General features: G+C 51.2%; 10 protein-coding genes. 4 read left to right on the forward strand and 6 right to left on the reverse strand.

Translation table 11 applies throughout. The features are described 5' to 3' along the window. Positions 1-155: 155 nt before the first annotated feature. The 3 genes from ABEA66_RS04430 to ABEA66_RS04440 all read right to left on the reverse strand — a co-directional run bounded on the left by ABEA66_RS04430 (position 156) and on the right by ABEA66_RS04440 (position 4,023). Complete coding sequence (locus tag ABEA66_RS04430; RefSeq protein WP_345586439.1) at positions 156-1,733, reverse strand: UDP-glucose--hexose-1-phosphate uridylyltransferase; 1,578 nt, start codon at positions 1,731-1,733, stop codon at positions 156-158. A gap of 46 nt (positions 1,734-1,779) precedes the next feature. Further along, positions 1,780-2,766 (reverse strand): UDP-glucose 4-epimerase GalE, encoded by a 987-nt coding sequence (gene galE / locus ABEA66_RS04435; RefSeq protein WP_079911125.1) that lies wholly within the window; start codon positions 2,764-2,766, stop codon positions 1,780-1,782. 78 nt (positions 2,767-2,844) lie between these two features. Further along, positions 2,845-4,023, reverse strand: coding sequence for a galactokinase (locus ABEA66_RS04440; RefSeq protein ID WP_345586441.1), 1,179 nt, complete (start codon positions 4,021-4,023; stop codon positions 2,845-2,847). A 237-nt stretch (positions 4,024-4,260) separates the two neighbouring features. Between ABEA66_RS04440 and ABEA66_RS04445 the strand changes: the two genes are divergently transcribed. After that, positions 4,261-5,130 carry an AraC family transcriptional regulator gene (locus ABEA66_RS04445; RefSeq protein ID WP_345586443.1) on the forward strand — a complete coding sequence of 290 codons (870 nt, stop codon included), beginning with the start codon at positions 4,261-4,263 and terminating at the stop codon, positions 5,128-5,130. A 33-nt stretch (positions 5,131-5,163) separates the two neighbouring features. Here the strand turns inward: ABEA66_RS04445 and ABEA66_RS04450 are convergent, their stop codons facing one another. Then, positions 5,164-7,308, reverse strand: coding sequence for a sensor histidine kinase (locus ABEA66_RS04450; RefSeq protein ID WP_345586445.1), 2,145 nt, complete (start codon positions 7,306-7,308; stop codon positions 5,164-5,166). Positions 7,309-7,375: 67 nt separating this feature from the next. Here ABEA66_RS04450 and ABEA66_RS04455 point away from each other — a divergent pair, with 67 nt between their 5' ends. Then, a complete protein-coding gene (locus tag ABEA66_RS04455) occupies positions 7,376-8,068 on the forward strand; it encodes a response regulator transcription factor (protein ID WP_192703202.1) in 693 nt (230 codons plus the stop codon). 88 nt (positions 8,069-8,156) lie between these two features. On the opposite strand, the gene ABEA66_RS04460 is transcribed toward ABEA66_RS04455, so the two are convergent. Both ABEA66_RS04460 and rluF read right to left on the reverse strand, forming a co-directional pair. After that, positions 8,157-9,479, reverse strand: coding sequence for a hemolysin family protein (locus ABEA66_RS04460; RefSeq protein WP_256865366.1), 1,323 nt, complete (start codon positions 9,477-9,479; stop codon positions 8,157-8,159). Between the two features lie 491 nt (positions 9,480-9,970). Then, positions 9,971-10,672 carry a 23S rRNA pseudouridine(2604) synthase RluF gene (rluF, locus tag ABEA66_RS04465; RefSeq protein WP_079911131.1) on the reverse strand — a complete coding sequence of 234 codons (702 nt, stop codon included), beginning with the start codon at positions 10,670-10,672 and terminating at the stop codon, positions 9,971-9,973. A 179-nt stretch (positions 10,673-10,851) separates the two neighbouring features. Between rluF and ABEA66_RS04470 the strand changes: the two genes are divergently transcribed. Next, entirely contained in the window at positions 10,852-11,256 is a 405-nt protein-coding gene (locus tag ABEA66_RS04470; RefSeq protein ID WP_345586450.1) for a hypothetical protein, read from the forward strand. Between the two features lie 124 nt (positions 11,257-11,380). Beyond that, positions 11,381-11,839 (forward strand): hypothetical protein, encoded by a 459-nt coding sequence (locus tag ABEA66_RS04475; protein WP_079911133.1) that lies wholly within the window; start codon positions 11,381-11,383, stop codon positions 11,837-11,839. Positions 11,840-11,962 lie beyond the last annotated feature (123 nt).

Genomic DNA, 11,962 nt, shown 5'->3' on the forward strand with positions numbered 1-11,962 from the left:
ACAGGTGTTATCATTATGTAAAATACTATAACACAAAGAGAGTTCTTATGTGAGAATTTTTTCCTATTTTCCGCATAAAACTTATCACCAAATTGAAAAAGGTAGTAAAAAAGACTCATTCCCAAGGGAATGAGTCTCAAAACCTGCCATAATATTCAACGAAATCCGAACGTTCGAATAAATGCTTTAAATCCATCCAGTCCCGCTTCGGTCCGTTTGAATACGCCTGCATCCTGTAAAACACAGGAGAATTTATGACCGATAGCCTTGCGAAGCACCTCTTCCGCGGCTGTAAGCGTCAAGGCCGTTCCGTGCTCCGCAATCAGCTCGACGATCCAATCGCGATGCTTATACAGAGGATGCTCCTCATGCTCGGTAATTTCCGCATCCAAAGGAAGAGATCCCGTCAGCACTTGTGCCAGAAGCTCCATTTCATCCTTAAGGCGACCCGGGAGAACGGCCAGACCCATCACTTCAATCAAGCCAATATTTTCTTTTTTGATGTGGTGAAGCGGCTGATGAGGGTGAAAAATTCCGTCCGGATGCTCCTCGCTGGTCCGGTTGTTGCGAAGAACAAGATCCAGCTCATACTCTCCATTTGCATTATTGCGTGCAATAGGGGTAATCGTATTGTGAGGAACACGTACGCCGTCCTGATCCGTGTAAGCCAATATATCATGAGCGAGATCGCTGTAGGCTTTCCATTCGTTAAGAATCGTATCGGCCAGCTTCAACAGCAGCAGCTTATTATGACCGGAAATACGGATAACGGACATAGGCCATTTGACAATACCCAGCTTCACGTTCGGATAGTCTGGATGGGACATGCTGTATTCCACCGGTGCCTTCTCCATAGGGAACCGATGCTTGCCGCCCTGAAAATGATCGTGGTTCAGGATGGACCCTCCTACGATCGGCAGGTCCGCATTAGCCCCTATAAAATAGTGAGGGAACTGATCGATGAAATCAAACAGGCGGTAAAACGTCTTATTGGAGGTCTGCATCGGCCGATGCTGATGGTCCAAAATGATGCTATGCTCGTTGTAATACACGTACGGAGAATATTGGAAATACCACGGCTCTCCGTCCAGCTCCACAGGGATGACTCGCAGATTTTGCCGTGCGGGATGATTCAATCTTCCTGCATACCCAACGTTGTCGATGCAGAGCAGGCATTTCGGATAATTGCTCGGCGCTGCTGTCTTAAGCAGGGCGATCTCTTTGGGGTCCTTCTCCGGCTTCGACAGATTTACCGTAATCTCCAAATCACCGTATTCCGTTGGCGCCAGCCAATACTGGTTTTTGGCAATCCGGTCTGCGCGAATATAATTCGAATCCATGCACAGCCGGTAAAATTCATTCGTAGCCCGCTCCACGCTGTCCTGCTTGGCCGTCTTCCAGAACCGGCCGGCCACCTCCGATTGACGAGGCATCAGACAGCCCATGATTTTGGCGTCCAGCAGATCGCGAAGCGTCGTGTTGTTGTCTTCCAGAATGCCGGTTTCCGCCGCATAATCCAGCAGCTGCTCCAGCAGCTCCACAGGGCTATCGATAGATTCCTCTTCCACTTTCCCGCTGTACGGCTCCCCGATCCGAAGCATCTCAAGCAGGGCGTTACGCGCAGCATAGATGTCGATCGGCTCCAGCAGCTTATGTCTAATACCGAACTGGAGGAGCCGCTCTATGGTCAGAGCGGCTGTTTCCTCCCGATTCATACCGGTTGTGTCATTCATAGCGCACGATCTCCTTTGTTACAGCTTGTAAGCCGCATGTACTTGATTACTTCGCATAGCCTTCCGGATGGCTCTGATGCCATGCCCATGCCGATGCGATGATTTGCTCCAGACTATCGCGCTTCGGCTTCCAGCCGAGCTCCGCCCGGGTCCGCTCCGAAGAAGCGATAAGGATGGCCGGATCGCCTGCGCGGCGCGGCTCCACAACCGCAGGGATATCGTGTCCCGTTACCTTGCGGGCAATGTCGATCACTTCCTTAACGGAGAAGCCTTTGCCGTTGCCCAGGTTATAGATGCCGCTGTCGCCGCCTTTACGAAGCTTCTCCAGCGCCAGAATATGAGCGTCCGACAAATCGGTCACGTGAATGTAATCGCGGATGCAAGTACCGTCCGGCGTTGCGTAGTCATCGCCGAAGATCGAGATATGCGCTCTCTTTCCTAGAGCCACCTGCAAAATGATCGGAATGAGATGCGTTTCCGGTGAATGGTCCTCTCCAATACGGCCGCTTTCATGGGCTCCCGCCGCATTAAAATAACGAAGCGACACGTATTTGATGCCATGCGCCGTATCGAACCAGCGCATCATTTTTTCCATCGCCAGCTTGGTTTCCCCGTATGCATTCGTCGGCAGGGTGCGGTCGCTCTCCACGATAGGCACATTTTCCGGTTCACCGTACGTAGCCGCCGTGGAGGAGAACACGATTTTGTTCACGCCGTACTCGTTCATTTTTTCCAGAAGACAGAGCGTTCCGTACACGTTGTTATGATAGTACTTGGCCGGATTCTGCATGCTCTCGCCGACCAGCGAGTTCGCGGCGAAATGAATGACAGCCTCAATCTCATTTTCCTTGAACACCGTATCCATAAAAGCCGCGTCACGCAGATCGCCCACGTACAGCTTGCCGCCCAATACCGCCTCGCGGTGTCCCTGCTGGAGATTATCGACAACGACAACCTCCTCGTTTCTTGCCAACAGCTCCGCAACCGTATGCGAGCCGATATAGCCCGCACCGCCTGTTACCATGATAGCCATTTTGATTGCCTCCCCTTCGTTGTATGTCATGTTTCCTATCCGAATGCCCGAACAAGCTTCAGCCCAGGCCAGGCTTTTTTATGCTTCCGTTACTTGCTCTACGCCATTACCGATGTCACATACGTAGAAATCCGCGGTTAACCCTGTTTTTTCCTTGTAGACGCGGCCCACCTGCTCGATAAACGTTTCGACGCTATCCTCATGCACCAATGATACGGTACATCCGCCAAAGCCTGCCCCGGTCATACGGGAGCCAAGCACCCCAGGAATCTTCAAGGCTTCCTCCACCATGACATCAAGCTCCAGGCAGGTTACTTCATACAGGTCACGAAGCGAGTTATGGGAGCCGATCATCAATTGGCCGAAGGCCTCGAGATCGCCTTTCTCCAACACTTTCATGGATTGAAGCACGCGGTCAATCTCCTCCACAACGTGCCTTGCCCGCTTGCGGACGGTTTCGTCCGGAATAAGATGCTGGTAAGCGTTAAACTGCTCCAGATTCAGCTGGCCAAGCAGCGTCAGCTCCGGAAATTGCTGCTGCAAATCCTTGACTGCCTGTTCGCACTGCGATCTTCTTTCGTTGTAGGCCGAATCAACGAGGCCGCGCTTCTTGTTCGTATTGCCGATCACCAGCTTGTACGCGCCGCTCTCAAACGGCACATGCTTGTACTCAAGCGTATCGCACATCAGCAGGATCGCATGATCCTTCTTGCCCATCGCCACGGCGAATTGGTCCATGATGCCGCATTTCACACCCATGAATTCATTCTCCGCCTTCTGCGACATCAATGCGATCTGAACTTTATCCGCAGGGTGTCCCTCCATGGTCAGCAAGCCATAAGCCGTTACCACTTCAATAGAGGCCGAGGAAGACAGTCCGGAGCCGTTAGGAATAGCGCCGCTGTACAAGATGTCATAGCCGCCTACGGACAGGCCCTTCTTCTGAATCTCATGGATAATCCCTTTGGGATAATTCATCCAGTCATCGGCCGGATCAAACGCGATGTTGTTGATGGAAATATGTTTGTGCAGCGGGAAATTGGTTGAGGCGAATCCAACCTGCTCATCCTCGCGCTTGCGGATCAGCATGGTCGTCCCGAAGGTAAGTGCCGCCGGGAATACGTAGCCTCCGTTATAATCCGTATGCTCACCGATCAAATTAACGCGCCCAGGTGCATGAAAAACGTGGATAGGTTCTGCGTTCTCGCTGCCGTATAGTTCTGTGAAACGGCCTTTCAATGCTTGTAAATCTGCCATGGGTACACCACCTGTTTTAGAATGATGCCGCACATCTATGGATGCGGGGCTCGTTGTTTGCTTGCTTTCAGTATACTGCTGCCGGGTTCTCTTCACTATGGAACGATGTCAGTATAGCATGGAAAAATGTTAGATCGCCCGTTTAACTTCTCCAGGGACATGATATACTCTATCTTATAGAAAGACAACCTGAGCGAAAATGCAAACTACGACCGATCATGCCAGGAGGATTGACCGATGACCGTGCCCACCAAACGAACGGAAAGCTATTATGTCGTCTCCAACCCCGAGCCGCCCGCCGATGACGATTTGACCGTGCTGTTCAGCGGCGGCAGCCAGACCAAGCCCGGGCACAAGCCCGGCCCGAAGGTGGTCGACTACTATTTGCTCCACCACATTCAAGCCGGGCGCGGTACTTACACATGCCAGGGGGTAACCTATCCTCTGGGGCCCGGGGACAGCTTCCTGATCGAGCCGGGCCGGCTTATCAGCTACAAGGCCGATGAGGATGATCCTTGGTTCTATCGCTGGATCGCGTTTGAAGGAGCTCGTGCGGAGCGGATGCTGAAGCAGATCGGCCTCTCCTCCCAGCAGCCAGTCGTCCACACTGGCCGCAAACGCAGCATCGGCGTGCTCTACCATCAAGTGCAGACCGTCTTCCAGACGAGAATAAGCCAAGCCAACCTTAGGGCAAGCGGCTATCTCCACCTGCTGCTGGCCGAATATGCCGGCGCTCTGCAGCCCGAGCCGAGCGGATCACCCCAGCTCCCAAGCAGCAGCGGGCAGATCGTCCAGCAGGCTATTCAATATTTGTCCACCCAATATGCGGAGCCTATCACTATAGAGCTCATGGCCGAGGCTCTCGGCTATAACCGTGCCTACTTGTCCACGTTGTTCAAGAAGCATACGGGCATGACTCCCGTAAGCTTCCTGCTTCAGCTCCGCACGGACAAGGCAAGGCTGCTGCTTCGCGAGAGACAGGAGCTTACCGTGGAGCAGATCGCCTCCTCAGTCGGGTTCCATGACCCGCTTTACTTTTCGAAGCAGTTCAAGCGGCTGTACGGGATGTCGCCGACCGACTATCGCCAGGCGATGAAGCGGCTCTAGCCTATTGTCCGGGCAGGAGAATCCTTCCTTCACTTAAGCGCGAATGATCTGCTTGACCGGCTGCAGAGGCAGCAGGAAGCAGATGCAGGCTCCTTGTCCGAGCCGGCTCTCTGCCCAGATGCGTCCGCCATGGAATTCCACGATTTCTTTGGCGATGGCAAGTCCCAGGCCGCTGCCCCCCTCGGCGGAGTTGCGCGCCTTGTCCTTCTTATAAAACCGGTCGAATATGTAAGGTAAGTCTTCCGGATCGATCCCGCTCCCATTGTCCTGTACCCGCATTACAAGCGCTTGTCCTTCAATGGCCATTTGGAGCTGTATAAATCCTCCCACGGGAGTATGCTTGATCGCGTTATAAATAATATTGGTCAATACCTGATCGATCCGGTCGATATCGATAAATACGCTGCCGGTTTTATTCCGCTCCTCCGGAGCAGGGATAGGAGCCTGTACACTGAAATGCAGGCCGGCATTCTTCACCTCAAGATCGTAGCGATCGCTGTAAAAGTGAATGACGTCTTCTATGGCCATCTCCTGCATGGAGAAGTCAATTTGTCTGGCCTCAAGCTTGGAGAGCTGGAACAAGTCGGCTATAAGCCGGTTCAAGCCCGTGATTCGCCCCAGAATGAGCCGCAAATATTTTTCCTGCTGGTCAGGGTCAACAACAACCCTGTCAATCAAAGCCTCCACATAACCCTGGATAAGCGTCATTGGCGTCCCGAGATCGTGGGATATGTTGCTCAGCAGATGGCGCCTGGAGGTTTCCAGACGTCCCAAATCCTCATTCATTTTCTCCAATCTCCGGTTAGACCTCTGAAGCTCGGCTGTTCTTTCCTTGATCCGGTGCTCCAGACCCATATTCAGCTCACGCAGCTGGCGGGACAAGGTCTCCACTGAAGCAAAGGCTTTGAAGGACTTGAGGCTGATGATAAACGATGTCATAAATATGAAGAAAAACAAGCCAAAGGAAGAGATGTTCCCTAAATGAATCCACTGATTATAATACAAAATATCTATACAAACCGTAATCGCGTATACGATGCCCCCCAATAGAGCAAACCAAGCCCCTTCCCTGCCGCGGAGCAGAGCTCTGACGATCCCGGTCAGCACATACACGCAGACCAGCACTGTAATCACTTGGTAGGGCTGGGTCGTGAATGTGAATTGCTTTGGCGGAAGGATTATCACTACGACTGAGAAGACGGCCCCAATCACCTGTGTTCCGACCACGAAAAAACGCATAATCTCCTGCGGGTATAATGATCTGCAGAACATGACCGCCAGCGGCAGCGCCAAATAGTAGCATAGATACTCTATCCGCAAGCCGCATTCCCAAGAAACGGACGGGAACATTTGCAGTGCGGCCCCCTCGCCGACATACGTAGCTCGTATTCCGATCAACAGGCAGAATAGGGAGAAATAAAGCGATCCTCTCTCTTTAAAGCGGATAAGGAACAGCCCGAAGTGGTACAGCCCCATCAACAGCAAGCTTCCTACCAGCATTAAATCAAGGCCCATATGATTATTATGGCTTGTTGTGATCTGAGAGGCTTCCCCCAACTTCAGCTCGTTCCATATTCCTCCGAGCCGGTGATCGTAATTGGAAACCTGGAGCACGATATCCAACGTCGTACTCGCCGGTTTAAAATAGACGACCTGAGGTCTATATCCCGGCTCCCCTTCCTCGGGACTGACCCCTACCTTACCTGCTTGGGCGAGCCGCTCGCCATTGATCCACAAGGTATAGGCTGTGCGTATAGAAGGCATCTCCACTGCCAAAATGCGATCGGTCGGCTGCGTCAACAGCTTCAGATGAAACGTCGCATAGCCGATCCCGGATAGCGCTTCACCGTTGACCCAATGTCCATTCCAGGCGGCGGGAAGCTTGAGCCGATCCGGAACCTGACGCAGATATCCGTTTGAGGCAGCCTCCTGCGGGTCAACCAATTGCCTCCAGTAAAAGTCCCAATCTCCGTTTAATTCCACGCCGCCGTCCTGCTCAAATTGCCAGCTCCGCAGATCCATGACCCCATCAACCGCAAGAGGCTGAAGCCGCTTTACCGTCTCGTCCTTGCCGCACCCGCTTAACAAAAGGATAGCAAAAACAACTGGAATCCATATATAATAGAGATATAATCTGGAAACGGAAATCACGTTCTTTCTATAACATTTTTCTCTCATCGTATCGCAATTTTCATTTTTTGGGAACTAGCAGGTTACAACAGGGGTCAGGAGATGAAGAGTGACAATGCCAGCTGAAAAAATATTAATCGTAGATGACGAACCGGAAATTATTGAGCTCATTCGATTGTACTTGATCAAGGAAGGATATGAAGTGATAAGCACGGACAGCGGCACCGGGGCTTTGGAGTATATGGAGCAGCATAAACCGGATATGGTGATCCTGGATGTGCTGCTGCCGGGGATGGATGGTATTGAAATATGCCGGCAGATCCGCAGAAATTACGACATTCCGATCTTGTTCATCAGCTGTAAGAGCGAGGATATGGATATCATTCTTGGCTTAAGCATCGGCGGCGACGATTACGTGACCAAGCCCTTCAGCCCGAGCCAGCTCGTCGCGAGAGTGAAGGCCCATCTGCGCCGCAAGCAGCAGCTGGACCAGCAAAAGGAGGAATCGCAGCAGCTGTCGTTTCCGGGGCTTGAAATCGATCTTCTCAGCCGCAATGTCTGGGTCAACGGAACCATTGCCCCTTTGTCGTCCAAAGAATTCGACCTGTTGGCCTTAATGGCCAAAAAGCCGAATAAAGTGGTGCCCATCGAGCAGCTGTACAAAATGGCCTGGGGAGTGGACAGCAACGGGGACACCCGAACCCTTCTCGTGCATATCAGCAATCTGCGCAAAAAAATCGAGCCCAATCCGACCGAGCCCGTTTTCGTACAAACGGTCCGCGGCGTAGGCTATAAGTTTAACTGCTAGAACTCTTACATAAGATTAGAAAAGTAAAGGGCCGCACAGACCAGGTATCTTCCAACCTGGCCTTGCAGCCCTTTTATTATTGATGAATTTAAGCCGTTAGTGTTTCTACGGACAGCTTCTTCACGATAATCCGCGAAACCCTGAGTTCATCCGTTTCTTCCACGATAAACTCATATTGGTCATTGTATGCGATCTTCTGGCCTTTTTTAGGGGGAATCTCGATATGGGAGTAGACCCAACCGCCGATCGTATCATAGTCCTCGGTATCGATCTCGGTCCCGAATCGGTCATTCACTTCATCGATCAGCATACGGCCGTCGATAGAAAACGTTCTTTCGTCCTTTTGCTCCAGCACTGGACGCTCATCCGTATCGAATTCATCCTGAATTTCACCGACGATTTCCTCAATGATATCCTCGAGTGTCACCATACCCGAAGTACCCCCATATTCGTCGATCAACAGAGCAATTTGCGCTCTCTTCTTCTGCATCAGCTTCAGCAGGTTGCTGATCGGCATCGACTCAGGCACTTTGGTAATAGGACGAATGACCTTACGAATGTCCGCGCTGTTGGCGTTGGCCTTCAATAAATCTTTTATATGGACAAACCCGATAATGTTATCTTTATCCGGATCACAAACCGGGTAGCGTGTTCGCATCTCGTCTAGCGCAATTTTCATATTCTCCTCAAACGACATTTGGACGTATAAGCAGCCCATATCCGTGCGGGGAATCATAATTTCACGCGCATTCGTTTCGGTAAATTCAAAAATATTATCAACCAGCGTAAGCTCGGTGTTATCGATCAAGCCGTTCTTATGGCTTTCTTTCATCAGTACGCGAATTTCTTCTTCCGTGTGAGCCGAGTCATGCTCGGAAGTAACCTCGATCCCCGCCTTGCGGAGCATCCAGTTGGAAATCGTATTCAATAGCCAGTTGAATGGGAACATAATTTTATAGAACAAAATCATAGGTCCGGCAGACATCATCGTGATCTGCTCCGGCTTGCGAATCGCATAAGTCTTCGGAAATTGCTCACCCAAAGTAATATGCAGCGTGGTAATTACGGAAAAGGAAATGATAAAAGAAATCGTATGAATCAGTGTATCGTTAAACCCAAAATCCTTGAGCACAGGCTCAATGATTCTCGATACGGTCGGTTCCCCGACCCAACCTAAAGCTAGTGACGCTAATGTGATACCTAACTGGCACGCAGACAGATAAGCATTCAAGTTGCTCGTAATTTTTTGGGCAAACTTGGCGCTTGTGTTCCCATCCTTGGCCAACGTTTCAATCCTGCTGTTACGAACCTTAACCATCGCAAATTCTACAGCGACAAAAAATCCATTCAATAAGATCAAAACAAGAATCAATACCAGATTCCACAATAAAGGTAACGGGTCACTACTCAATAATTCCCTATCCCCTCGGTGAGGCGGATAGGTACACCTCCCTTAAAACTCAATTTTTCAAACCATACATAAGCAACATTTATATATACTTATATATACTTATTATATCGCAATTTATGCATGCTTCCAAGGAACAGCTTGCCGCTAAACGGCGTTATATCCCGAGATAAGATGTAAAAAGTATAGGGATACAAACTATTTTCTAACAATTTTGCGCCGATTTGGACTGTTTTGGCCTTCCGAACCGGTTTCATTTATACCTCAGCGTCATGGAAAGGGCTCATATGAATGGTAAAGAAATGCCGGGTACTCCGGTCGTAAACCGTGTGATGTGGTGAAAGCCATGAAGGAAATTGTACATGAAACGAGCGTTTCTGCACAGGGGCTGGGAATCATTACTGCCGCCAGGAGACTTGGCTTCGAAGCTGATTCAGGGGTAGAGCGCGAGCCGGCCAGCTCCGGAGTCGAGCCGGCTTGCCTCATGCCGCCGCTTACTTACGATCGTGAGCGATCGTTCGCAGCAGCTCGTCCATTTCCTGATCCGTCAAGTCACGCCATTTGCCTGCAGGCAGCGGGCCCAGATGGATGTTCATAATTCTTACCCGCTTCAAGCGGCGGACCTCATATCCGAATGCACTGCACATTCTCCGGATTTGCCGGTTCAATCCCTGGGTCAGAATTATTCGGAACACCCTGTCTCCCTGCTTGTATATGCGGCAAGGCTTGGTTACAGTGCCCAAAATATGGACTCCGCCCGCCATGCCCTGCAAAAACATCGGGGTAATCGGTTTATCCACCGTGACGATATATTCCTTCTCGTGGTTGTTTTCCGCCCGCAGGATTTTGTTCACGATGTCTCCGTCATTGGTCAACAGGATCAGCCCCTCGGAATCTTTATCCAGTCGCCCGATAGGAAAGATCCGTTCCTTATGCCCGACGAAGTCAACGATATTGCCGCGAATGTGCTGCTCCGTCGTGCTTGTAATGCCGACCGGCTTGTTCAGCGCGATGTAGACGCCCTTCTTCCTGGTGCTGATCGGCTTGCCGTCGACCCGGACCTCATCCCCTTCTTCCACCTGGCTGCCCAGCTCGGCCCTCTTGCCGTTAATGGTTACGCGCCCGGCTTCAACCAATTTGTCCACCTCGCGCCGCGAGCAGAAGCCCGTCTCACTTATAAATTTGTTAATCCGCATATATTGTCACTCCACCTAATGTTCTCTCCATTGCCTGTATTATAACACGGCCTATCCTGCCCAAACAAAAATAGGCAGATTTCCCCTTTCCTTATTTACATAATATCCCTGTTTAGGTACGATAGTCCTATGCTCATGTTCGATAACTATCACAATCCATCGAAAGGAGGCGAAATTCGTTGTTGTCCAAAATGTCCTATCCGGCCAAAACGGTATTCTACTTCAGCCTGTACATGTTCACACTCAGCCTGGCCCTGTTGGTCGTACCGGGTCTGCTGGCTCTGCTGCTTGGCTACACCCAGGAAAGCGAAATCTGGATTCGCGTCATAGGCATGTTCCTGCTCTTCCTGGCGTTCTATTATTGTGCTTTGGCCCTTGGAGGAATGACATACTTCTTCTACTTGACCGTCTATACGCGGGCATCGATCATCGTGTTCATGACGACCTTCGTCTTGCTGGGTATGCTGAAGCCGATCTTCATTGCGCTCAGCCTTATCGACCTGTTCGGAGCGCTCTGGACGTTAAGCGCTCTTCGCTCGGCCAGGAAGCATCATAAGAGGACTTCCATTCATACGGCGCCATAAGGGGCTTCGCTCTGCCGCCTGTTTCAAGGCCCGGGAAACAGGGTAAATACAACTACCCGATTCTCGGGATGCCTGATTTCGGTCGCTGGCATTCCCACACCACCATTCAAGGAGTGTGAAGGCAATGACACGCAAGAAGCAGATGCATTTGATCACGCGCCCCTTTTCCCACGTTCACAATATATTAACGGCACTAGGCTTTGCCGAACGAGCTCAGCGAGATGGATGCGTATATGAGATCATGTTCCGCGACCCTATCACGCTGAAAGATTATCTGTACCAGCTGCCGGCCCAAACGGCAACCAACGGCCTCACCATCGTTCATCTTCACAAAGCTTGCTTCAAAGACGGAGGGGATATTCCTCTCAGCGCCATAGAAGCGGCGGCTCAGATGATGGCCGAGGTCGAGCAGTATTTGGCCAGCCACGAGCCCAAGGAGGCCGGCAAACCGATTGAGGAAGCCATGAACGGCCGCATGGCCAATAACGAGGAGGAAGTGAAGCGGCTTGGCAAGGAAATGGCCAGCATGCCGACGAACTCCCAGGTGATGAAAAGCGGGCTGGTGCCCGATCCCATTCAATAGCAATAGCAGAATGGGATTAATCAAAGAACTCCGGCAGCTGCGGTACCAGAGCCTGCCGGGGTTCTTTGGCATGCAGAAATATCGGCGGTATCAACTGAAAATCGGCCCATTGCCCGAATACAT

Origin of the sequence: Paenibacillus vulneris, from assembly GCF_039543185.1 — a bacterium.
GTDB lineage: Bacteria > Bacillota > Bacilli > Paenibacillales > NBRC-103111 > Paenibacillus_S > Paenibacillus_S vulneris.